Genomic DNA, 22,084 nt, shown 5'->3' with positions numbered 1-22,084 from the left:
CTTCAATATAAAATATTGAACTATTCCTCAAGTCTAATATCCAAACCTAATCCCTTAAGTTCGTGCATTAAAACGTTGAAAGATTCTGGTAAACCAGGCTCAGGCATAGTTTCACCTTTAACGATAGATTCATAGGTTTTAGCTCTTCCGATAACATCATCAGATTTAACCGTTAAAATCTCACGTAAAGTTGCCGATGCACCATATGCTTCAAGTGCCCATACTTCCATCTCTCCAAAACGCTGACCACCAAATTGAGCTTTACCACCCAATGGTTGTTGTGTAATTAATGAGTATGGTCCTATAGAACGTGCATGCATCTTATCATCTACCATGTGTCCAAGTTTCAACATATATATTACACCTACTGTTGCAGGTTGATCAAAACGTTGTCCCGTACCACCATCATATAAGTATGTATGTCCAAATCTTGGAATACCCGCTTCATCAGTATAAGCATTAATTTGATCTAATGTAGCACCATCAAAAATCGGTGTTGCATACTTTCTACCAAGCTTAAGACCTGCCCAACCTAATACGGTTTCATAAATTTGACCAATGTTCATACGAGAAGGTACACCCAATGGATTAAGAACGATATCAACAGGAGTTCCATCTTCTAAGAATGGCATGTCTTCATGACGTACTATTCTTGATACAATACCTTTGTTACCGTGTCTACCTGCCATCTTATCACCAACTTTCAGCTTACGCTTCTTAGCAATATAAACTTTAGCCAACTTCATAATACCAGCTGGTAACTCATCCCCAACAGATATTGTAAACTTATCTCTTCTCAAGTTACCTTGTAAATCGTTAAGTTTAATTTTATAGTTATGAAGTAAATCTGCTACTAATAAATTAGTATCGTTATCTGTAGTCCAGCTTCCACCAACTAAGTGAGCGAAATCATCAACAGAATTTAACATCTTCATTGTATACTTCTTACCCTTAGGTAATACTTCTTCACCTAAATCATTAAGAACACCTTGAGAAGTTTTACCATTAACTATGGTAAATAATTTCTCAACAAGAACATCTTTCAATTCTTGGAATTTTACTTCGTATTCTAATTCTAATTTAGAAAGTTCTTCTTTATCTTCTGAACGTTTTCTCTTATCTTTTACTGATCTAGAGAATAATTTCTTATCAATTACAACACCCCTTAAAGAAGGCGACGCTTTTAAAGAAGCATCTTTTACATCACCAGCTTTGTCACCAAAAATAGCACGTAATAATTTTTCTTCAGGAGTTGGATCAGATTCTCCTTTTGGAGTAATCTTACCAATTAGAATATCACCAGGCTTAACCTCTGCACCAATTCTAATCATACCATTTTCATCAAGGTCTTTTGTAGCCTCTTCAGAAACATTTGGTATATCATGCGTAAGCTCTTCAGCTCCTAATTTAGTATCTCTAACATCTAAAGAATATTCATCTACATGAATAGATGTAAATATATCTTCACGAACAACCTTTTCAGAAATTACAATTGCATCCTCAAAGTTATACCCTTTCCAAGGCATAAAAGCTACTACTAAGTTTCTACCTAGTGCCAACTCTCCTTTTTCGGTTGCATAACCTTCACAAAGAACTTGTCCTTTCTTAACTCTATCTCCTTTTTGTACAATAGGTTTTAGGTTAATGTTCGTACCTTGGTTAGTTTTTCTAAACTTAACTAAGAAATAGGTTTTACTATCTTCCTCAAAGCTGATTAATCTTTCATTATCAGTTCTATCATATTTGATAGTAACTTTCTGAGCATCTACGTACTCTATAACTCCATCACCTTCTGCATTAATCAATACTCTAGAATCTGAAGCAACTTGACGCTCTAAACCTGTACCAACAATCGGTGATTGTGGCTTCAATAAAGGAACTGCCTGACGCATCATGTTTGATCCCATCAAAGCCCTGTTCGCATCATCATGTTCCAAGAAAGGAATTAAAGATGCAGAAATAGATGCAATTTGATTAGGAGCAACATCGGTATATTGAATTTCTGATGGATCCACAACAGGGAAATCACCTTCTTCTCTTGCAATAACCTTTTCAGCATCAATTGTACCGTCTTCTTTCATAGGAATGTTCGCTTGCGCAATCTTCATTCCTTCTTCTTCCTCTGCACTTAAATAAGTAAAGTTCTTATAATCAACAACAGAATCTGTAACTTTTCTATATGGTGTCTCTAAGAAGCCCATTGGGTTTACTTTCGCAAACACAGATAATGAAGATATTAAACCAATGTTCGGACCTTCAGGAGTTTCAATAGGACATAAACGACCATAATGTGTATAGTGAACATCACGTACTTCGAAACCAGCACGCTCTCTAGACAAACCACCTGGACCTAATGCCGATAGTCTTCTCTTATGCGTAATCTCCGCTAGTGGATTCGTTTGATCCATAAACTGAGATAACTGATTCGTACCAAAGAAAGAATTAATAACAGAAGACAATGTCTTCGCATTAATCAAATCTATAGGTGTAAATACTTCGTTATCACGAACGTTCATACGCTCACGAATTGTTCTTGCCATACGCGCAAGACCAACACCAAATTGAGAAGATAATTGCTCACCTACTGTTCTAACACGACGGTTAGATAAGTGGTCAATATCATCAATCTCTGCTTTTGAGTTAATTAACTCAATTAAATATTTTATTATAGTAATGATATCTATCTTGGTCAAGACTTGCTTGTCCATACCAATATCTAATTGTAATTTCTTATTCATTCTATAACGACCAACTTCACCTAAGTTGTAACGTTGATCAGAAAAGAATAATTTATCAATAATACCACGTGCTGTTTCCTCATCTGGCGGCTCTGCGTTACGTAATTGACGATAGATGTGTTCAACGGCTTCTTTTTCAGAGTTCGTTGGATCTTTTTGTAATGTATTATGGATAATTGCGTAATCAGATTGCGCATTATTTTCTTTATGTAAAAGAACAGTCTTTACATCTGCATCAATAATCTCTGCAATATGCTCTTTCTCTAAAATAGTATCACGATCTAGAACAATTTCATTACGTTCAATAGATACTACTTCACCAGTATCCTCATCAACGAAATCTTCATGCCATGTATTCAAAACTCTAGCCGCTAACTTACGACCAAGTACTTTTTTAAGTCCGGCATTAGAAACCTTTACTTCTTCCGATAGGTCGAAAATCTCTAATATATCTTTATCACGCTCAAAGCCAATAGCTCTAAACAAAGTAGTAACCGGTAATTTTTTCTTTCTATCGATATAAGCATACATAACGCCATTAATATCGGTAGCAAATTCTATCCAAGAACCTTTAAAAGGTATTACTCTTGCAGAATATAATTTTGTTCCATTCGCATGGAAAGACTGTCCAAAGAATACACCAGGAGAACGGTGTAACTGAGAAACAACAACCCTTTCTGCACCATTGATAACGAAAGTACCACTTGGAGTCATGTAAGGAATCGTACCTAAATACACATCTTGTACAATTGTTTCGAAATCCTCATGCTCAGGATCCGTACAATACAATTTTAAACGTGCTTTTAAAGGAACGCTGTAAGTAAGACCACGTTCGATACATTCTTGAATAGAATATCTTGGTGGATCTATGAAATAATCTAAAAATTCCAATACAAACTGATTTCTAGTATCAGTGATTGGAAAGTTTTCCATGAAGGTATTATAAAGACCTTCATTACCTCTTTCATCTGATTTAGTCTCTAGTTGAAAAAAGTCTTGGAAAGATTTAATCTGAATATCTAAGAAATCCGGGTAATCCGGTGTGTTTCTTGCGGAAGCGAAGCTTATTCTTTCAGTATTATTTGTGAACATCTACGGACAGTGTTTTGATCGTGAGTACTAAATGAGTAGTATACCTCTTAATATACCTAATTCTATAAAATGGCTTAGGTCTAAACGCAAAAAGCGCAAAGACCTAAACCAAAAGTAATATGGTTGTTGCTATTATTTAAGCTCAACTTCTGCTCCAGCTTCTTCCAATGATTTTTTGATACCTTCAGCCTCATCTTTAGTAACTGCTTCTTTAACAGCTTTTGGTGCGCTATCAACGATATCTTTCGCATCTTTCAAACCTAAACCAGTTAATTCTTTAACCAATTTAACAACTGCTAATTTAGAAGCACCTGCTGCTTTCAAAATTACATCAAATTCAGTTTTTTCTTCTGCTGCTTCACCAGCTTCACCACCACCACCGGCAGCTACTGCTACTGCTGCTGCTGCAGGCTCAATACCGTATTCATCTTTTAATATATCAGCTAACTCGTTTACTTCTTTAACTGTTAAGTTAACTAATTGTTCTGCGAAATCTTTTAAATCTGCCATTTTCTATCGTTTAATAAAATTTTTAAAATATACTTAGTTTATTGTGCGTACTTATCTTTCAGATAATGTTTTAAGGATTCCAGCGATTTTTCCACCACCAGATTTAAGACCAGAAATAACATTCTTGGCTGGAGATTGTAACAATCCAATAATTTCGCCAATCATTTCTTCTTTAGACTTAATGCTAACTAAAGCATCCAAGTTTTCATCACCTATGTAAATTGCTTCTTCAACAAAAGCTCCCTTTAATAAAGGTTTCTTAGATTTTTTTCTAAAATTCTTTATCAATTTTGCAGGGGCATTGGCTACATCAGAAAACATAAGAGAAGTATTCCCTTTTAATGTCTCTGGTAATTCACCAAATTCTTTCTCAGAAGCTTCCATCGCTTTTGCAAGCAATGTATTCTTAACTACAGCTAGTCTAATATTAGCTTTGAAACAAGCTCTTCTTAAATCAGAAGTTGTACCTGCGTCTAAACCTGAAATATCAGCCACATAAATTGTGGTGCTATCTGCCAACTGCGTAGTCAAATCTTTTATAACCGTTGCTTTTTCTTCTCTTGTCATACTTTTAATTTTTAACTACCAGTTGTTAAACTGACTTTGGATCTAATTGCAAACTAGGGCTCATTGTGCTAGACATGAAAATTGATTTCATATAAACACCTTTTGCCGCAGTTGGCTTCATCTTATTCAAAGTGTCTAACAACTCATTAGCATTATCCGCTATTTTATCAGCAGAAAAAGAAGCCTTACCTATCGCAGCATGTACGATACCAGTTTTATCAACTTTAAAATCTATTTTACCTGCCTTTACTTCAGATACAGCTTTTGCTACATCCATAGTTACAGTTCCTGTTTTTGGATTCGGCATTAAACCTCTTGGCCCTAATACTCGACCTAAAGGACCTAATTTACCCATAACACTTGGCATAGTGATGATAACATCAACATCTGTCCAACCGCCTTTTATTTTTTCCAAATACTCATCTAACCCAACATAATCAGCACCTGCTTCTTGAGCCTCTGCTTCTTTGTCTGGTGTTACCAAAGCCAAAACCTTAACATCTTTACCAGTTCCGTGAGGTAATGTTACCACACCACGAACCATTTGATTTGCTTTTCTTGGATCTACACCCAAACGAACCGCTAAATCTACAGATGCGTCAAATTTTGTATTGGTTATCTCTTTAATTAAAGCTGAAGCTTCAGTAACAGAGTATAATTTATCTTTCTCTATTTTCGAATGCGCTTCTTTTTGCTTCTTAGTTAACTTTGCCATTTAATTACTTTTAAGATTTTAAAAAGGTTTCTTTCCTGCTACCTTCATACCCATAGAACGTGCAGTACCAGCTATCATACTCATAGCAGATTCTACTGTAAATGCGTTAAGGTCAACCATTTTATCTTCGGCAATTGCCTTGATTTGGTCCCAGGTAACACTACCTAATTTTACTCTGTTAGGTTCGCCAGATCCTTTTTTAATCTTAGCCGCTTCCAATAGCTGAATTGCCGCCGGTGGAGTTTTTACAACGAAGTCGAAAGACTTATCCTTGTAAACGGTGATAACAACTGGTAATATTTTACCTGGTTTATCCTGTGTACGAGCATTAAACTGCTTACAGAATTCCATAATGTTAACACCAGCAGCTCCTAAGGCAGGTCCAACCGGTGGCGATGGATTCGCTGCACCTCCCTTAACTTGTAGTTTAACTACTTTACCTATTTCTTTTGCCATTGTTTAAAATTAAATTGAAAGTGTGTTTACGGAAGCAACACTACTTTAATTATATGTATGTAACACTTAATCTAATACTTATACTTTCTCTACTTGCATGTAACTAAGCTCTAATGGTGTTTTTCTTCCGAAAATTTTCACCATAACTTCAAGCTTACGTTTTTCTTCATTTATCTTCTCAACAGTACCATTGAAGCCATTAAAAGGACCATCAATTACTTTTACCGTTTCACCAAAAACAAACGGGATAGCAACACTATCCGTATTAACAGCCAGCTCATCTACCTTACCAAGCATTCTATTTACTTCATTCTTTCTTAACGGAACAGGATCCCCCCCTTTGGTTTCACCTAAAAAACCTATAACATTAGTAATAGATCTAATAATATGCACCATCTCTCCACCTAAATTAGCTTTGATCATGATATAACCAGGAAAATAAACTCTTTCTTTATTTATCTTCTTGCCATTTCTAATCTGAATAACCTTTTCAGTAGGAACAAGAACATCTTCTAAATAGTCAGAGAAACCATGACGCTCCACTTCACTCTCAATGTATCCTTTGATCTTATTCTCTTGACCACTGACAGCTCTAACAACGTACCATTTTTTATCCAATACTTCTGACATAGTCCTATCTAGTTTAAAACGAAGTTGAAATAAGATTTAATCACTTTACTAAAGACCGTATCTACTCCCCAAGTTGCCAAAGCAAAAAGGATAGAAAACACAGCTACAATAACCATCAAGTTAGATGATTCTGCACGTGAAGGAAGAGTAACATTATTCCTTAACTCTTCAACGGATTCTTTTATATATGTGAACATTTAAATTCTTTTTACAATTTCAACAAATAGGATACCTATATTCCAAATTCTATTGTGGCACGGGAGGAGAGACTCGAACTCCCGACACCTGGTTTTGGAGACCAGTGCTCTACCAACTGAGCTACACCCGTATGAATAGTGATTATTAAATCACCTATTCTATTATTTGCATGTAAAGGTGTCCCGCTTGAGCAAGACACCCTTAAACACAATACTCTTTTAGATTAAAATTAATCTATAATCTTAGTTACCTGACCAGCACCTACTGTTCTACCACCTTCACGTATAGCGAAACGTAGACCGATACTCAAAGCAATAGGCTGAATAAGCTCTACTGTAATAGTAAGGTTATCACCTGGCATTACCATTTCAACTCCTGAAGGAAGTGCAATATTACCAGTTACATCTGTAGTTCTTACATAGAACTGTGGACGATAGTTATTATGAAATGGTGTATGACGACCACCTTCTTCTTTTTTCAATACATAAACCTCAGCTTCAAACTTAGCATGCGGCTTAACAGAACCTGGCTTACAGATTACCATACCTCTACTAATCTGAGATTTTTCAATACCTCTTAACAAGATACCTACGTTATCACCAGCTTCACCTCTATCCAAAATCTTACGGAACATTTCAACACCAGTAACAGTAGAAGTCAATTTCTCAGCTCCCATACCGATAATCTCAACTGGATCACCTGTATTTGCTACACCAGTTTCAATACGACCAGTTGCAACAGTACCACGACCAGTAATTGTAAACACATCTTCAACAGGCATTAAGAAATCTTTTTCAACATCTCTCTTAGGCAATTCGATCCAGCTATCAACAGCTTCCATCAATTCCATTACCGTATCAACCCATTTTTGCTCACCGTTCAATGCACCTAATGCAGAACCAGCGATTACAGGTCCATTATCACCATCATACTCATAGAAAGAAAGCAATTCTCTTACTTCCATCTCAACAAGCTCGATCAATTCCTCATCATCAACCATATCCACTTTATTCATGAATACAACCATTCTAGGAATACCTACCTGACGACCCAATAATATATGCTCACGAGTTTGTGGCATAGGACCATCTGTAGCAGCAACAACCAATATAGCACCATCCATTTGAGCAGCACCAGTAACCATGTTCTTCACATAATCCGCGTGACCAGGACAGTCAACGTGCGCATAGTGACGATTAGCTGTAGAATACTCTACGTGTGATGTATTAATTGTAATACCTCTTTCTTTTTCCTCAGGAGCGTTATCGATAGAATCGAAACTTCTCAATTCAGAAAGACCTGCATTTGCCAAAACAGTAGTAATAGCAGCAGTCAATGTAGTTTTACCGTGATCCACGTGTCCAATAGTACCTATATTTAAGTGCGGTTTGGAACGATCGAAAGTTTCCTTTGCCATGTTTAATGTATTTTATTCTTAGTTTATATTAGTGTACAAATTTATACCTTAATTGAGCCAATGACGAGAATTGAACTCGTGACCTCTTCCTTACCAAGGAAACGCTCTACCCCTGAGCTACACCGGCGTAAAGTGTTGAACCCACCCAAAAGATAGATTCCTGCCTTCGCAGGGATGACATTACTGTCAAATTTATAGAGCGGGAGACCGGGTTCGAACCGGCGACATTCAGCTTGGAAGGCTGACGCTCTACCAACTGAGCTACTCCCGCTTATAATATTTCAATATTTCAATAAAACTCTTTAGAAAATAGTTTAGTGGGGAGAGCAGGATTCGAACCTGCGAAGACGTAGTCAGCAGATTTACAGTCTGCCCTCGTTGGCCGCTTGAGTATCTCCCCTCAAACTAATATTTTAAAGAACTTAAGAGCCGATGGAGGGACTCGAACCCACGACCTGCTGATTACAAATCAGCTGCTCTAGCCAGCTGAGCTACATCGGCTTATTTCACAACTATTTCTGTCATAAAAAAGCCCGCTATTTCTAACGGACTGCAAATGTATAGTATTTTTTGTTTATTCAAAACAAATTTTGAAAAATTTTTATCAAGCTTGTAATCTTAATTTCTCTTTTTGTTTTATTAGCCTACGTTCCAGCGAACTACAAGCCGAGTCTACAGCCTCTTCAAATGATTTACATTGCTTTTTTACTACAAATTTATCTTTAGGAACCGTAATCTTAATCTCAACTATTTTATTCTCTTTAGCACTAGTATTCTCAACTTTCATGTAAACATCTGAGCTAATTACCTTAGAATAAAAGGTTTCCACCTTATCAAGTCTATTTTGAAGAAAATTAATCAACTTATCGTCTGCATTAAAATTTACCGATTGCGTATTTACTTTCATAGTCAGAAAATTTATGGCTTTAAGAATTTAGCCTGATTTTACAATAATTATTTGTTTCCCCTAGGATGAGCCTTTGCATGAACCTTTTTCAACTCTGCAATACTATTATGCGTATACACTTGTGTAGACGCCAAACTAGAATGCCCTAACAACTCTTTAACAGCATTTAAATCTGCTCCCTTATTCAAAAGATGCGTTGCAAAGGTGTGCCTAAGAATATGAGGACTCGTCTTTACCTTTGAGGACACCTCTCTAAAGTACTTTTTTATTAATCTATAAACAAGAGTTTCATACAATTTATTGCCTGATTTCGTTAAGAACATAAATTTATCGTCGACGACCTCGTTCAATCTTTTACGATCTAATAGATATTGTATAAATTTCTCTTTGGTCTCAGCTAGCATAGGTATAATTCTCTCTTTATTACGCTTACCTAAGACTTTTATAGTCATTGTTTCAAAATCTACATCTGACACTTTCAAAGCAATAACCTCTGCCCTACGCATTCCAGTAACATAAAGAACATGTATTAACAGCTCATCTCTTATACCCTCAAAATCTTCTTTATATTCTATTTGCGATAGCACATTTTCCATTTCTAATTCAGAAAAAGGAATCTCAACCTTCTTTGCTGTCTTCAACGCCCTATGCTTACTCAACGGATTAATTTCAGTTACCTCAATTTTTTGAAGAAACTTGAAATAAGCTTTTAATGATGATATTTTTCTATTAATAGATCTATTGTTGATTTTTCTTTCTGATAAATCAACAATCCAAAATCGAACAATGTTATATTCCACGATATCAATATCGCTTAAATCGTAATTAGACAAGCAGAAAGCACTAAATTCAAGAATATCATTCTCGTACGCCTTTGTAGTATGCGTAGAATAATTTTTCTCTAAGTCTAGATAAGAAATAAACTCTGTTAAAAACATAATCTAAAGGTATCAAAGTTTTAGGTCTGTTGAGATTTGAGCAAAAAAAATCCCGCAAATTGCGGGATTTTTATTTTATAAAACAAAATTTAGATTTCTTCTTGATCTCTAAGACCTTGAATGTACTCTGCTTTTTGTATCTGTGCTCTACGAACAACTGACGGCTTATTAAACTGTTGACGCTTACGTAACTGTCTCATTGTACCTGTCTTATCGAACTTACGTTTGAAACGCTTTAAAGCTCTATCGATGTTTTCTCCTTCTTTTACTGGTATTATTAACATGGGCTAAACCTCCTCTCTTTTGTGATTAAGGCTGCAAATATAACAACTATATTGAAACAGGCAACCTTTAAACTGATTTTTAAAATTTTAATTAAGCTAACTATACTGTAGCTGGCTTATATTCTTTCTTATCGATAATAATTTTAGAAATAATTTCTCTCAATATTTCTGATGTTCCACCACCAATAGGTCCTAATCTACTATCTCTAAAGTTACGTGCCATAGGGTAATCTTCAATATAACCGTAACCACCTAAAAACTGTAAACATTCGTAAGCAACCTCGTCTGCAACCTTTGTTGATTTTAATTTAGAGATTGTAGCTTCTTTAACTACATACTGCCCCTTATCTAAGCGATAAGCTACAGAGTAGTTATACTCTTTACACATATCTATATCTGCGTGAAGATCCACGACTCTATGTCTTAATGCCTGAAATTGATTGATAGACTTACCAAAAGCCTCTCTTTCTGACATATAATTTAAAGCATAGTCTAAAACATGCTCTGACCTTGCATGAGCATTAACACCCATTATCAATCGTTCTAATGAGAAATGCTCCATTATATATGAAAAACCCATGTTTTCATCACCCATAAGGTTCTCTGCAGGAATTTTTACATTATCAAATGCCAACTCGGCAGTATCTGATGCTCTCCAACCTAATTTATTCAATTTATTTGCAGTCACGCCTTCACTATTTCTATCTACTGCGAAAATACTGATACCCTTATTACCTAACTCTGGATTTGTTTTTGCCGCCACAATCATATAATCGGCATACACACCATTGGTAATAAATGTTTTTGAACCATTTAACACATAATGATCACCTTGCTTTACAGCAGTGGTTCTCATCGCAGCAACATCGCTACCGCCAAAAGGTTCAGATATACAAAGACAACCAATTTTATCGCCATCAACACTTGGTCGCAAGTACTTTTCCTTTAAAAATGAATCCGCTTCTTTATTTAAATGTGTCATTGCCAAGTATGCATGAGCCCACATTGCAGCTGCGAATCCGCCAGAATTTATCTTTTGTAATTCTTCTAAAAAAATAATAGTATAAAAAAGATCAAGACCAAGACCACCATCTTCTTCAGGAGTTAAAAGACCGAAATAGCCCATATCACCGAATTTCTTCCAAATGAACCTTTCTATTGTTCCTGTTTCTTCCCATTTATCTATATGGGGAACCACTTCTTTCTGTAAAAAATCTTTTAGGCTGTTCCTAAATAATTGATGTTCTTCTGTGAAGTACATACTCTGCATAGCGTTTTTTTTATAATGACAAATATAAAGCAATTCTATTAATACGCTCTGCCGGAAATTCTTCAACTTTTACTAAATCGTTCAAAGAATTGATACTTCCGTTGAGATTACGATAATTTACTATACTCTCAGCGACGTGTTTTTGCAGATATATCAATTTAGACAATTCTTCTGCCGTTGCGGTATTTACATTTATTTTTATAATATCCGGTTTCGTTATCACCTTAAACTGTTTTAAAGCTCTTTCAACAACATCTGCCTCAAGACCATAAACATCAAACAATTGGTCGTCGATTAAAAAGCCACCCAAACGGTCTCTAAATTTTATTATTCTAGCTGATAACTTCTCCCCTATTCCACTAATCTTTTTTAAATCTTCTGCCGTGGCTGTATTCAAATCTTTCCAAATAGCTTTCTTAGCCTTATAACTAGAGGTTGATGCGTTGGAAGTTTTACTCTTTCTGTTTTGAGTCCACTCTGGAAACTTAAAATATGGAGAGATTATATTAAGTAATGAATCGGAAACTTTTGTGATGTTTTGAAATTCTATTACAGAATTAACAAATTTATCTTTCCTTCTAAAATCATGTAATCTATCTATTTCCTCAACCGACATACCAAGCGTATAGCCCTTAAAATCGGTTATGAAATTTGGGTTAAATGGATACACATGAACTGTATCCTTTTTTAGAATTAAAGCTTTTAAGGTATCTATTTCAGCCTGCACAACCGTATCATGCTTCAATGTTGAAGATTGATTCTCTGTATTAGATTGAAACAGATAATAGCCCAACTGCACACTAATTATAAAAAATAATAAAAAGAAAATCCCACTTCGTTCTTGTTTATTGAACTTAAAGTGGGATTTAAATGAAGTCATATTAAAACTTAATTATCTATAGCATCATATTTTAGCTTGATAGCGTCTAAGTATCTAGTCAATTGCTTTTTCACCACTGGGAATAAAAAGAATAGACCTACCATATTAGGGAATACCATTGCAAATATCATAGCATCTGAGAAATCCCAAATAGATTTCATACTTGCTGCTGCTCCAATAACAATAAACGTTAAGAATAATAATTTATAAACCATATCAGCTGTTTTACCTCTACCAAATAAATATTTCCAAGATTGCAAGCCATAGTAAGACCAAGATATCATCGTAGATACTGCAAATAATACCACAGCAATTGTTAAAAATACATTTGAGTAAGGAATGTATTCAGCAAAAGCTACAGCAGTAATACCTGCACCTTCATAAGGAACACCATCAATTAAAACTGAACCACTACCATCACCACCATAAGTGAAAGCTCCTCCAAAATTAAATATAATAATTACTATTGCCGTCATTGAGCAAATAACAACCGTATCAATAAACGGCTCTAATAAAGCAACTAAACCTTCAGAAGCAGAATATTTTGTTCTAACAGCAGAATGCGCAATTGAAGCAGAACCTGCACCGGCTTCATTTGAGAAAGCAGCTCTTTTAAAACCTACCAACAATACACCTATAAGACTACCAACACCTATTGCAGTTGGCTTAAATGCTTCATCTACAATTAAAGCTATAGCGTCATCCACTAATGTATAGTTACTTAAAATAATATATAAACAAGCAACAACATACATTATAGCCATAAATGGAACTACTTTTTCAGTTACTTGAGCAATACGTTTTATACCTCCAATTATAATTACACCAACAAGAATAGCTAACACAAGACCTACTATTGCACCTGCTGCAGTACTTTGCCAGTTAAAAAGTTCTTTGATAACAATTGTCGCTTGATTAGATTGAGCTGCGTTACCACCTCCAAAAGATCCTCCAATACAAAAAATTGCAAAAATAACTGCCGCTACCTTACCCAAGTTTTTAAAACCTTTTTCTTTTAAACCTTTACTTATATAATACATAGGACCGCCATAAACAGTACCATCTTCACCTACATCTCTATACTGAACACCTAGCGTACATTCAACAAATTTTGTTGACATACCAAGAAGACCGCAAACTATCATCCAAAAAGTAGCTCCTGGACCACCAAGTGCAATTGCTAATGCAACACCTGCGATGTTACCATTACCTACAGTACCTGAAACTGCAGTTGCCAAGGCTTGAAAATGACTTACCTCACCATCAGTACTTTCATCTCTAATCGTATCAATGATATCACCGCTAACGGCAAGATCATTTTCCATACTTACAAGATGGTCTTCAATATCAACATTTGATAAATCTTGACCTTGAGCTATACCATCTTCCCCATAAAGATTCTGGGCTCCATGCTTTTCAATATCTTCATATTTACCACGAACAGTATTAATGGCCTTACCGAAAAATCTAATGTTAGGAAAACCAAAATATATAGTAAAAAACAAAGCACTACCTACCAATAATACTAATACAAATGGTATATCTGGATCGTGCCAAACATTGAAGAAAATAATTGCCGAGAAGAAATCTGAAATAGGCTTGAAGGCTTGATCTATTTGTTGATCTAATCCTACTTCTTGAGAAAAAATTAAAAAGGGAAATAAAAAGGTAAACAGGGTTAGAAGTTTATACTTCATAAGTTTAAAATTTATTTTGAATTAGTTAGTTAGTCTAGCAATATCCTAAAAATAATGGATGCAATCAAATATAAACGATAGAAAGATCATTATTCAATATTGAACATTTCGTTCAATTTCTTTATTTGCTCAGGTCTGCCCAATACTATAACCTTACTTTTTGGTTGTAATTTCATATCTGCTTCTGGGTTTATCGTATAGTCACCATCAGGGGAAATGTAACCTATAATAGTACACCCAGTTTTTCTTCGTAAATCTAGATCTCTCAACGAATTACAATCTATCTGATTTGCAAAATCTTCAATAGCCACTTCTTCTAAATTAGTCGTATGTTCGCCTTCCATAGAAAGCTTATCCATAAATGTGATAAGGTCTGGCATAACTACCAAAGATGCCATATGATCACCTCCAATTTTATCTGGCATAATAACTTTATTTGCACCTGCCAAAATTAATTTCTTTTGAGAATTGACTAATGATGCTCTACTAATGATAAAAAGATTTTTTTTCATTTGTCTGGCTGACAAAACAACAAATAAATTTGCAGCATCATCTGGCAAGGTGGCAATTAAATACTTAGACCTCTCAATACCGGCTTCCAATAACACATCATCATCATTTGCATCACCTTCGATAAATAAAACATCTTCTTCATATCGCTCTATTACCTCCTTATCTTTTTCTATAACTACAAATGGTCTTTTATATGCTTTTAGCCGCTCTGCTGCCTGCATACCATTTCGACCAAAGCCACAGACGATTACATGCTGATTTAAATTTGCGATGGCATTCTTCATTTTTTTCTTTTTTAGCAGTTCTACTGAATTTCTTGAGAGTAGGTATTCGGTAACGATTGATATAGCGAAACCAACTATAAATACACTTGTAACAATAAGAATTATTGTAAATATCTTACCTTCAGGTCCCATTGGCCTAACCTCTGAAAAACCTACGGTGGTTACTGTAATTATGGTCATATAAAAAGCATCGACCCAAGAATAGTCGGCAACAATTCTATACCCGAGCACACCAAAAGTCAAAACCATTAGCATTAACGCCAATGCCAAATAAATTTTAGATCGAAATAATTGCATCATATATTACAAATCAAAAACAGAATTTCGTTTCGTATAAATCAAATCTTTTATTCTAAGCCAGAAAGCCAAAAATAAATAAAGTGCAAACCCGAAGCCTACAGTTACAAAAGTGAGATAAATGAACGATGTTCTTACTACTCTTGCACGTATACCTAAACGTTCGGCTATTCTACCACAAACCTCATACCCTCGCTTTTGAAAATAGTGCAGTAATTTATAGAATATGTTCATGGGGTATAAAATTAGACTTTTATATTCATTAAAGAAGCTCCTACAGCACAATCTAAACATTTGTCTTTTGCGCAATAATTTGTATAAAGCTGTAGATATGTTTGAGAATCTTTTGCACTTTTAATAGATGTTCCCAATTTACCAAAGTTAGCTATAATACTGTTTTCTTCTTTTTTAATTTCTGACATCATCTTTAGAAACTTCTCGTTCTCTAAACCGCCTTTATACCGGCTGTAAGCAAACTTCAACGGAATTATAGTATTTATCATTAACAGATTTAAAAAGGAATTTGAAATTCCCTTTTTGCTCTTTTTTGAAATTTTAGCAAAATTAAAATGGGTTTCCCAATACTCACTTGTTCCCGATTTGAAGATATCAGAAAAACTGGGCTCATCATTTTCGATTAATGCATGAAATAAATTATTATTATTAGAGTAAATAGCACTTAATTGAGCTAATCTAATGGTAGGGAAATTTGGTGGTCTCAACCTAAAAAACTCTGGAGACTTGAATACGGGACTTAAATTAAACTTATGTTTTAAAAATTGATATTCCTTTATCAACTCATTATAATACGTATCGCCTTCAATAGTAGTACTAAGTAAATTTGCTTGCCCTAAAAACAAGCTTTCCATTTGAAGTGGTTTATCATTTAATTTTCTGATTATTGAAAAATCAATTGATTTACCTATTTCAATAAATACTTCTCTATTTATTTTGGACCCAAAAGTTTTTAAAAGCATTAAAAATAATACTTGCTCCCAGTCATTATTCGTAAAATCTAATAGCTCTTTAATAAAGATAGACTTCTGCTCTAACCGTTCTACAAACAAACGATCCAACCAATTGTTCTTTATAAATTCATCAACCTCTTTAAATTCATTTTCACAATTAATGAATTTATAATTCTTACTATCAAAAAGGTTTTGATAGTTATTTAGCATCACTAACGGTATATATTCTTTTAAAGATAAAGTAGGAATTTCACTTCCGTCTTTTCTGTACACTGCGATATCATCTTCCCAAACAACATGCAAAATTACATTGTCATAATTAGTATCATCTTGGTGATGATGCGCATACCAATCTGATGATTTTATATGAATCTCTACATTACCTGCCCACAATTGCCCATTTAACTCTATTTGAGCATTAAAAAAATCAGGTCCGCTTAAATGATTATGCATACCTGTTGAAACCACATGTACCTCCTCACCAGATGTAGATACGAGTTGGTTAATGGGATACTTTTTGTACTTCCATATAAAATGAAGTAAGTCTTCCTTCATTTTATAAAAATAAAAAACCCGCCGTTAAGCGGGTCATTTTTTTTGAAAGAAATAAAATTATGCGGTTTCTCCTTCCCAATTCATAAAACCTCCTCGAAGATTAAATGCCTTATCAAAACCTAAACTATTCATTATTGCACATGCTTGACCACTTCTGGCACCAGATCTACAATACACATAATAGTTTTTTGCTTTGTCTAATTTCTCTAGCTCTGCTACAAACTCTTGACCTTTGTAAATATCAATATTTATAGAATTTGGAATTATACCTTCTTCTATTTCTTCTTCTGTTCTTACATCGAGAATTACTGCATTAGAATCTTTCTCTAACTGCGCTTCCCAATCTTGTTGTGATAAATCTGCCATATTATAAATTATATACTGTAAAAATAATCGATTTTTATTTATTTGATTCTCTTATATGTTTTTAACAAATATTTAATCAACTCATAGGTTAAAATAACAAAAAATAGATATACATTTGTATATACAATTATTGTATCAACATGAATGTAGAAGAGATTATTAAAACAAATAAAAAAATGCCGTTGGCAAAACGGACATTAATACATGTAGCATTAGTTGCAAACAAGCTAGATGAGGAAGTATCTGCGGTTCTTAAACCTTTTGATATTTCTATACAACAGTTTAATGTTTTGAGAATTTTAAGGGGTCAAAATGGTAAACCTGCCAATCTTTCTACTATAAATGATAGAATGGTTACCAAAATGAGCAATACTACACGATTAGTCGATAAACTAATTTTAAAAAATTTCGTCAACAGAACAATCTGTTTAAAAAACAGAAGAAAGGTTGAAATTATCATCACTGAAGCTGGCTTAAATTTTCTAAATAAAATTGATGGAATACTTTTTGAAGCTGAGAAGAAAATACTTAAAAACTTTAGCGATACAGAATTACATGAACTAAATGAATTATTAAATAAATTTTAAGTTAAAAATAAATGAACCCAATAGTAGATAAATTGAATTGGCGTTATGCCACCAAAAAATTCGATAGCTCAAAAAAGATAAGCAAAGAGGATTTAGAAACTCTTTTAGAAGCTGCTAGATTAACTGCCTCTTCTTATGGTTTACAACCATATGAAATTTATGTTATTGAAGATACAGATGTACGAAAAAATTTAAGAAAAGCTTCTTATGACCAGCCTCAAATAACAGATGCATCTTATTTAATAGTCCTTGCCAATAAGCCAACATTTAACGAAACTATGATCGACGACTACATAGCTAATATTATGGCTATACGCGGAGTTTCAAAAGATGACCTTGAAGGTTTTTCTCAAACTATGAAATCTACATTATTAGATTTACCTGATGCTCACAAGAACACCTGGACATCTAACCAAGCCTATATCGTATTAGGTAATTTAATGACCATAGCCGCCGAAATGGAAATCGATACCTGCCCAATGGAAGGTTTTGACAAAGCGCAATACAATGAAATTTTAGGTCTTACCGACAAAGATTTAAATGCTGCCGTAGTTTTGGCAGTTGGCTATAGATCTGCTGACGACACAACACAGCACTACCCTAAGGTTAGATATTCTAAAGAACAAATTATTACCCATATATAAATTAAACACAATCATTTTAAAATTAAAGAACATGAAGAAGTCATTATTAAGTTTAGCATTCGTAGCCGTTTTTGGATTTAGCGCAACAGCATCTACCCCAATTGATGGAGAGAAAAAACAAATAAAAGTTAGCGAAAGCACTGTTACCTGGAAAGGTTACAAAGTTACTGGAGAACACAATGGTAGCATCAACCTAAAATCTGGTCATTTAGAAATGAACGGAAAAAAATTAACTGGCGGTGAATTTGTCGTTGATATGACTTCAATTAGCGTTAGTGACTTAGAAGCAGGACAAGGAAAAGAAAAATTAGAAGGTCATTTACAGTCTGCAGATTTTTTTGGTGTTGAAAGCAACCCAACCTCTAAATTGGTTTTTACATCAGTTAAAGCTATGAACGATAACTCATATACCGTAACAGGAGACTTAACTATTAAAGGTATTACAAAACCTATAACCCTAGTGGTTTCTATGTTTGAAAATAAAGCTACTGCAACACTTAAAGTAGACAGAACAAAATTTGATATTAAATATGGTTCTGGAAGCTTTTTTGATAATCTAGGAGATAAAGCAATCTACGATGATTTTGATTTAGTAGTAGACTTAGTACTATAATCGTTTTAATACAATCGAATTACAACAATTTAAAATCCCTTTGATAAATTTCAAAGGGATTTTTATTTTATCTATTCATTGGATATTCGTTAATCCAATGAAAACCTCTTTTTTCTAAAAAGAAATCGGCTCTCTCCTTCCTAATCATTTTTGTCAATACATTGGAATCACGAATCTTACCGTCAAGTATTAAATAGTTGCCTTCAATTTTAAATTTGAGCTCACTTATATCGTCTTTATCCATATAAGACTGAAAATGGACCGTTGAATTCACCGAATCTATTTCCATTTGAAGATGTATTTTTTCTCTATTCATTTTTTCAACTAAAGCAACATTTTTATCAATAATTAACCTATCCCACCTATCAAAATTCAGTCTTGATGGCGGAATAGTATCATTTTCAACTATAAAAAGATTTACATCATAAATACCGTAAAGTTCATTTGTAGCTGCTCTTTTACCGTACTTTTTTTGCCTTGAAAAATTTTCTGTAATAATTACTGATAGTACCATAAGTATCATAAAATATTTTATTCCATATCTTAATGACGTTTCATTAAATATTTTAAATGACTTATTGAAAATTAATGGATTTTTATCTTCATAATTATTAATCAAATTAAACAGCCTTTTATATTCCGGCAAAAAAATTAATAAAGAGATAATTATTAAATGAAACGAATAAATCTTCACTGGCACATCAAAGGAAATATTCATCATAAATACCTGAACCATTATTACAAAACAAATTAATGCACCAATTACTTTTGTTTTTCTAAATAAAAGAAGCAAACCTGCAAAAACTTCTGTTATTCCCGTCAAGATTGAGAATATTTCTGAATAACCCATAAACTTCCATAGCAAGCCCATAGGCGAAGAATCACCAAAACTTTGGGTTAATTGAAATAAGGTTAATTGATTAAATTGTAAATAAAAAACTTTCGAAAAGCCATATATAAACATTGTAAAAGCCATGTAGTATCGCAAATACACATTAAAGTGATTTTTAATGCTAGACTTCAACTCTAATCGTTTGTCTATTATACTAATCCAGATGATAGTTGTAGCCAATGCCACCAACATTATTGTGGGTATTAAAAAATAGAAAAACACTGAATCCCCACTGCCATTATCCCGATAAACAACAGACCCATCATATTTTAATAATTCCCTAGCAACAAATGGCACCAACTGTCCCCAGATACTCATTACAATTTCAGAAAAATAATCACCTATTTTAAAAGGTAAATAATTAAATGGAAACGGAATCGTGTACAAAACAAAATATACAATTGTTAACTTTTGTAGGAAAAATTTAATTTTCATTATTTAAAGATTTATTATAAAAATAGAACTAAACTTTTAGTTTTAAATAATTTTATAATTAATTTGATAGTTTAAATTTCCTCTTTATATTTGATGCTTAATGAAAAATTTAATCGCAAATACTTGGTGGTGGAACAACTTACGAAAAACATCGTGAGCAAAGCATCATTGTAGTAAAACTATATAAAGGCTTGTCATCACGACAAGCCTTCTTTATTTTATAAAAGTACCTATGACCTATCAATTTAAGACATATCACAAAAAAATTCTTGCCGACACCATGACGCCGGTAAGCGTTTATCTAAAAATAAGAGACCGTTTTCCTAATAGTATTTTATTAGAAAGTAGCGACTACCACGCTAACAACAACAGTTTCTCCTATATATGTTGTAACCCTATCGCTTCAATTAAAGTGGAGAATGAGGTTATTGTAAAACAATTTCCTGACGGGACTACAGAAGAAATACAAATTACTCCTGAAACCAACGTTGTTGAGATCATTGACACCTTTAGCAAAACCTTTAAAGCAGATAACAACGACTATAAATTCATTAATAACGGCTTGTTTGGTTATATGGCTTACGACGCCGTTCGGTATTTTGAAGATGTAGATATATCGGTTAAAGATGACTCTGTTCATATTCCAGATATTTACTATGCCGTGTATCAAAATATCATTGCTATAAACCATTATAAGAACGAAGCTTATCTTTTTGCGCATTGTTATAACACAGAGAATAACATTCCAGAATTGGAACAGCTTTTAAGTATTAGAAATTTTGCCACGTATAATTTTAAAATAGAAGGCAAAAGAGAATCCAATCTAGAAGATGCAGAATATAGAGAGCATGTAGATTTAGCAAAAAAGCATTGTCAACGTGGCGATGTATTTCAGCTAGTTTTAAGCCGTCGTTTTTCTCAAGGTTTTAAAGGTGATGAGTTTAATGTGTATAGAGCTTTACGTTCTGTAAATCCGTCGCCATATTTGTTCTATTTTGATTATGGTGATTTTAAAATATTTGGCAGTTCACCAGAAGCACAACTGATCGTTAGCGAGGGTAAAGCTGAAATTCACCCCATTGCAGGTACTTTTAAAAGAACCGGAAACGATGAACAAGATGCGCAACTTGCCAAAGAACTAAAGACCGACGATAAAGAAAACAGTGAGCATGTCATGTTAGTAGATCTTGCCCGTAACGACCTTAGTAGAAACGGTAGTGTTGTGAAGGTAGAAAACTATAGAGAAGTACAGTTTTTCTCTCATGTGATACACTTAGTTTCTAAGGTTACAGGAATGAAGAAAAGTGACATTCCTACCATGAAAGTGGTAGCTGACACGTTTCCTGCCGGCACATTAAGTGGCGCTCCAAAACACATGGCCATGCAACTTATAGAAAAATATGAAAAAACCAGTCGTGGGTATTATGGTGGCGCTATAGGTTTTATGGATTTTTATGGCAATTTCAACCATGCGATTATGATAAGAACTTTTTTAAGTAAAAATCATAAACTACATTATCAGGCTGGTGCCGGATTGGTCGCTGCATCAAACCCAGAAAGCGAACTACAAGAAACATATAACAAACTAGGCGCTTTGACCAAGGCATTAGAAATAGCTGAAGACATTTAAG

23 protein-coding genes and 5 tRNA genes are annotated in these 22,084 nt (G+C 34.0%); 4 read left to right on the top strand and 24 right to left on the bottom strand.

The window, feature by feature from the left end; translation table 11 throughout:
• Positions 1-20: 20 nt before the first annotated feature.
• The 23 genes from rpoB to Q4500_RS15035 form a co-directional block, all read right to left on the bottom strand.
• Entirely contained in the window at positions 21-3,830 is a 3,810-nt protein-coding gene (gene rpoB / locus Q4500_RS15145) for a DNA-directed RNA polymerase subunit beta (RefSeq protein WP_303600443.1), read from the bottom strand.
• Between the two features lie 132 nt (positions 3,831-3,962).
• Complete coding sequence (gene rplL / locus Q4500_RS15140; protein WP_036155937.1) at positions 3,963-4,340, bottom strand: 50S ribosomal protein L7/L12; 378 nt, start codon at positions 4,338-4,340, stop codon at positions 3,963-3,965.
• A gap of 51 nt (positions 4,341-4,391) precedes the next feature.
• Positions 4,392-4,907 (bottom strand): 50S ribosomal protein L10, encoded by a 516-nt coding sequence (rplJ, locus tag Q4500_RS15135; protein ID WP_073247354.1) that lies wholly within the window; start codon positions 4,905-4,907, stop codon positions 4,392-4,394.
• A 25-nt stretch (positions 4,908-4,932) separates the two neighbouring features.
• Positions 4,933-5,622: a 50S ribosomal protein L1 gene (rplA, locus tag Q4500_RS15130; protein ID WP_303600442.1), complete on the bottom strand. Its 690-nt coding sequence runs from the start codon at positions 5,620-5,622 to the stop codon at positions 4,933-4,935.
• 18 nt (positions 5,623-5,640) lie between these two features.
• Entirely contained in the window at positions 5,641-6,078 is a 438-nt protein-coding gene (gene rplK / locus Q4500_RS15125) for a 50S ribosomal protein L11 (RefSeq protein WP_027067854.1), read from the bottom strand.
• Positions 6,079-6,156: 78 nt separating this feature from the next.
• On the bottom strand, positions 6,157-6,708 hold the full coding sequence (nusG, locus tag Q4500_RS15120) for a transcription termination/antitermination protein NusG (RefSeq protein ID WP_073247351.1): 552 nt from the start codon (positions 6,706-6,708) through the stop codon (positions 6,157-6,159).
• Positions 6,709-6,716: 8 nt separating this feature from the next.
• The gene (secE, locus tag Q4500_RS15115; protein WP_036155945.1) at positions 6,717-6,905 is read right to left on the bottom strand and encodes a preprotein translocase subunit SecE; all 189 of its coding nucleotides are present in this window, start codon (positions 6,903-6,905) and stop codon (positions 6,717-6,719) included.
• Between the two features lie 55 nt (positions 6,906-6,960).
• A tRNA-Trp gene (locus Q4500_RS15110) sits at positions 6,961-7,036 on the bottom strand.
• 99 nt (positions 7,037-7,135) lie between these two features.
• Entirely contained in the window at positions 7,136-8,323 is a 1,188-nt protein-coding gene (gene tuf / locus Q4500_RS15105) for an elongation factor Tu (RefSeq protein WP_303600441.1), read from the bottom strand.
• 55 nt (positions 8,324-8,378) lie between these two features.
• Positions 8,379-8,450: transfer RNA gene (locus tag Q4500_RS15100), tRNA-Thr, on the bottom strand.
• 71 nt (positions 8,451-8,521) lie between these two features.
• A tRNA-Gly gene (locus Q4500_RS15095) sits at positions 8,522-8,594 on the bottom strand.
• 47 nt (positions 8,595-8,641) lie between these two features.
• Positions 8,642-8,723: transfer RNA gene (locus tag Q4500_RS15090), tRNA-Tyr, on the bottom strand.
• A 27-nt stretch (positions 8,724-8,750) separates the two neighbouring features.
• Positions 8,751-8,824 (bottom strand) — tRNA-Thr (locus Q4500_RS15085).
• 103 nt (positions 8,825-8,927) lie between these two features.
• Positions 8,928-9,230, bottom strand: coding sequence for a ribosome-associated translation inhibitor RaiA (gene raiA, locus Q4500_RS15080; protein WP_299801150.1), 303 nt, complete (start codon positions 9,228-9,230; stop codon positions 8,928-8,930).
• 47 nt (positions 9,231-9,277) lie between these two features.
• The gene (locus Q4500_RS15075; RefSeq protein WP_303600440.1) at positions 9,278-10,168 is read right to left on the bottom strand and encodes a tyrosine-type recombinase/integrase; all 891 of its coding nucleotides are present in this window, start codon (positions 10,166-10,168) and stop codon (positions 9,278-9,280) included.
• 89 nt (positions 10,169-10,257) lie between these two features.
• A complete protein-coding gene (gene rpsU, locus Q4500_RS15070) occupies positions 10,258-10,452 on the bottom strand; it encodes a 30S ribosomal protein S21 (RefSeq protein WP_027067859.1) in 195 nt (64 codons plus the stop codon).
• A 100-nt stretch (positions 10,453-10,552) separates the two neighbouring features.
• The gene (locus Q4500_RS15065; RefSeq protein ID WP_303600439.1) at positions 10,553-11,722 is read right to left on the bottom strand and encodes an acyl-CoA dehydrogenase family protein; all 1,170 of its coding nucleotides are present in this window, start codon (positions 11,720-11,722) and stop codon (positions 10,553-10,555) included.
• Positions 11,723-11,732: 10 nt separating this feature from the next.
• Positions 11,733-12,602, bottom strand: coding sequence for a helix-hairpin-helix domain-containing protein (locus Q4500_RS15060; RefSeq protein WP_303600438.1), 870 nt, complete (start codon positions 12,600-12,602; stop codon positions 11,733-11,735).
• 8 nt (positions 12,603-12,610) lie between these two features.
• A complete protein-coding gene (locus Q4500_RS15055; protein ID WP_303600437.1) occupies positions 12,611-14,299 on the bottom strand; it encodes an alanine/glycine:cation symporter family protein in 1,689 nt (562 codons plus the stop codon).
• A gap of 89 nt (positions 14,300-14,388) precedes the next feature.
• Positions 14,389-15,396: a TrkA family potassium uptake protein gene (locus Q4500_RS15050; protein WP_303600436.1), complete on the bottom strand. Its 1,008-nt coding sequence runs from the start codon at positions 15,394-15,396 to the stop codon at positions 14,389-14,391.
• 3 nt (positions 15,397-15,399) lie between these two features.
• The gene (locus Q4500_RS15045; protein WP_299801145.1) at positions 15,400-15,627 is read right to left on the bottom strand and encodes a PspC domain-containing protein; all 228 of its coding nucleotides are present in this window, start codon (positions 15,625-15,627) and stop codon (positions 15,400-15,402) included.
• An 11-nt stretch (positions 15,628-15,638) separates the two neighbouring features.
• Positions 15,639-16,916 carry a DUF2851 family protein gene (locus Q4500_RS15040; RefSeq protein ID WP_303600435.1) on the bottom strand — a complete coding sequence of 426 codons (1,278 nt, stop codon included), beginning with the start codon at positions 16,914-16,916 and terminating at the stop codon, positions 15,639-15,641.
• Positions 16,917-16,973: 57 nt separating this feature from the next.
• On the bottom strand, positions 16,974-17,282 hold the full coding sequence (locus Q4500_RS15035; protein ID WP_303600434.1) for a rhodanese-like domain-containing protein: 309 nt from the start codon (positions 17,280-17,282) through the stop codon (positions 16,974-16,976).
• Positions 17,283-17,422: 140 nt separating this feature from the next.
• On the opposite strand from Q4500_RS15035, the gene Q4500_RS15030 reads away from it, so the two are divergent.
• From Q4500_RS15030 to Q4500_RS15020, 3 genes are read left to right on the top strand one after another with little or no spacing between them, the layout of a single operon-like run.
• Entirely contained in the window at positions 17,423-17,869 is a 447-nt protein-coding gene (locus Q4500_RS15030) for a MarR family winged helix-turn-helix transcriptional regulator (RefSeq protein WP_303600433.1), read from the top strand.
• An 11-nt stretch (positions 17,870-17,880) separates the two neighbouring features.
• On the top strand, positions 17,881-18,513 hold the full coding sequence (locus Q4500_RS15025; RefSeq protein WP_303600432.1) for an NAD(P)H-dependent oxidoreductase: 633 nt from the start codon (positions 17,881-17,883) through the stop codon (positions 18,511-18,513).
• 31 nt (positions 18,514-18,544) lie between these two features.
• Positions 18,545-19,126, top strand: a complete 582-nt coding sequence (locus Q4500_RS15020; RefSeq protein WP_303600431.1) for a YceI family protein — start codon at positions 18,545-18,547, stop codon at positions 19,124-19,126.
• A gap of 67 nt (positions 19,127-19,193) precedes the next feature.
• Here Q4500_RS15020 and Q4500_RS15015 read toward each other — a convergent pair whose 3' ends face one another.
• Positions 19,194-20,453 carry a hypothetical protein gene (locus Q4500_RS15015; RefSeq protein ID WP_303600430.1) on the bottom strand — a complete coding sequence of 420 codons (1,260 nt, stop codon included), beginning with the start codon at positions 20,451-20,453 and terminating at the stop codon, positions 19,194-19,196.
• A gap of 232 nt (positions 20,454-20,685) precedes the next feature.
• On the opposite strand from Q4500_RS15015, the gene Q4500_RS15010 reads away from it, so the two are divergent.
• Positions 20,686-22,083, top strand: coding sequence for an anthranilate synthase component I family protein (locus Q4500_RS15010; protein WP_036155971.1), 1,398 nt, complete (start codon positions 20,686-20,688; stop codon positions 22,081-22,083).
• Position 22,084 lies beyond the last annotated feature (1 nt).

Origin of the sequence: Maribacter sp. 1_MG-2023 (genome assembly GCF_030547005.1) — a bacterium.
Classification (GTDB): domain Bacteria; phylum Bacteroidota; class Bacteroidia; order Flavobacteriales; family Flavobacteriaceae; genus Maribacter.
Note: the sequence above shows the minus strand (reverse complement) of the source record. Positions and strands in the feature narration are given on the sequence as shown.

Excerpts from the sequence above, each read along its gene's own strand:
- rplA (WP_303600442.1), bottom strand. The coding sequence starts at position 5,622 with ATGGCAAAGTTAACTAAGAAGCAAAAAGAAGCGCATTCGAAAATAGAG.
- Q4500_RS15065 (WP_303600439.1), bottom strand. The coding sequence starts at position 11,722 with ATGCAGAGTATGTACTTCACAGAAGAACATCAATTATTTAGGAACAGC.
- Q4500_RS15025 (WP_303600432.1), top strand. The coding sequence starts at position 17,881 with ATGAACCCAATAGTAGATAAATTGAATTGGCGTTATGCCACCAAAAAA.
- rpoB (WP_303600443.1), bottom strand. The coding sequence starts at position 3,830 with ATGTTCACAAATAATACTGAAAGAATAAGCTTCGCTTCCGCAAGAAAC.
- Q4500_RS15055 (WP_303600437.1), bottom strand. The coding sequence starts at position 14,299 with ATGAAGTATAAACTTCTAACCCTGTTTACCTTTTTATTTCCCTTTTTA.
- tuf (WP_303600441.1), bottom strand. The coding sequence starts at position 8,323 with ATGGCAAAGGAAACTTTCGATCGTTCCAAACCGCACTTAAATATAGGT.
- rplJ (WP_073247354.1), bottom strand. The coding sequence starts at position 4,907 with ATGACAAGAGAAGAAAAAGCAACGGTTATAAAAGATTTGACTACGCAG.
- Q4500_RS15075 (WP_303600440.1), bottom strand. The coding sequence starts at position 10,168 with ATGTTTTTAACAGAGTTTATTTCTTATCTAGACTTAGAGAAAAATTAT.
- Q4500_RS15040 (WP_303600435.1), bottom strand. The coding sequence starts at position 16,916 with ATGAAGGAAGACTTACTTCATTTTATATGGAAGTACAAAAAGTATCCC.
- Q4500_RS15015 (WP_303600430.1), bottom strand. The coding sequence starts at position 20,453 with ATGAAAATTAAATTTTTCCTACAAAAGTTAACAATTGTATATTTTGTT.
- nusG (WP_073247351.1), bottom strand. The coding sequence starts at position 6,708 with ATGTCAGAAGTATTGGATAAAAAATGGTACGTTGTTAGAGCTGTCAGT.
- secE (WP_036155945.1), bottom strand. The coding sequence starts at position 6,905 with ATGTTCACATATATAAAAGAATCCGTTGAAGAGTTAAGGAATAATGTT.
- raiA (WP_299801150.1), bottom strand. The coding sequence starts at position 9,230 with ATGAAAGTAAATACGCAATCGGTAAATTTTAATGCAGACGATAAGTTG.
- Q4500_RS15035 (WP_303600434.1), bottom strand. The coding sequence starts at position 17,282 with ATGGCAGATTTATCACAACAAGATTGGGAAGCGCAGTTAGAGAAAGAT.
- rpsU (WP_027067859.1), bottom strand. The coding sequence starts at position 10,452 with ATGTTAATAATACCAGTAAAAGAAGGAGAAAACATCGATAGAGCTTTA.
- rplK (WP_027067854.1), bottom strand. The coding sequence starts at position 6,078 with ATGGCAAAAGAAATAGGTAAAGTAGTTAAACTACAAGTTAAGGGAGGT.
- Q4500_RS15060 (WP_303600438.1), bottom strand. The coding sequence starts at position 12,602 with ATGACTTCATTTAAATCCCACTTTAAGTTCAATAAACAAGAACGAAGT.
- Q4500_RS15010 (WP_036155971.1), top strand. The coding sequence starts at position 20,686 with ATGACCTATCAATTTAAGACATATCACAAAAAAATTCTTGCCGACACC.
- Q4500_RS15050 (WP_303600436.1), bottom strand. The coding sequence starts at position 15,396 with ATGATGCAATTATTTCGATCTAAAATTTATTTGGCATTGGCGTTAATG.
- Q4500_RS15045 (WP_299801145.1), bottom strand. The coding sequence starts at position 15,627 with ATGAACATATTCTATAAATTACTGCACTATTTTCAAAAGCGAGGGTAT.
- Q4500_RS15020 (WP_303600431.1), top strand. The coding sequence starts at position 18,545 with ATGAAGAAGTCATTATTAAGTTTAGCATTCGTAGCCGTTTTTGGATTT.
- rplL (WP_036155937.1), bottom strand. The coding sequence starts at position 4,340 with ATGGCAGATTTAAAAGATTTCGCAGAACAATTAGTTAACTTAACAGTT.
- Q4500_RS15030 (WP_303600433.1), top strand. The coding sequence starts at position 17,423 with ATGAATGTAGAAGAGATTATTAAAACAAATAAAAAAATGCCGTTGGCA.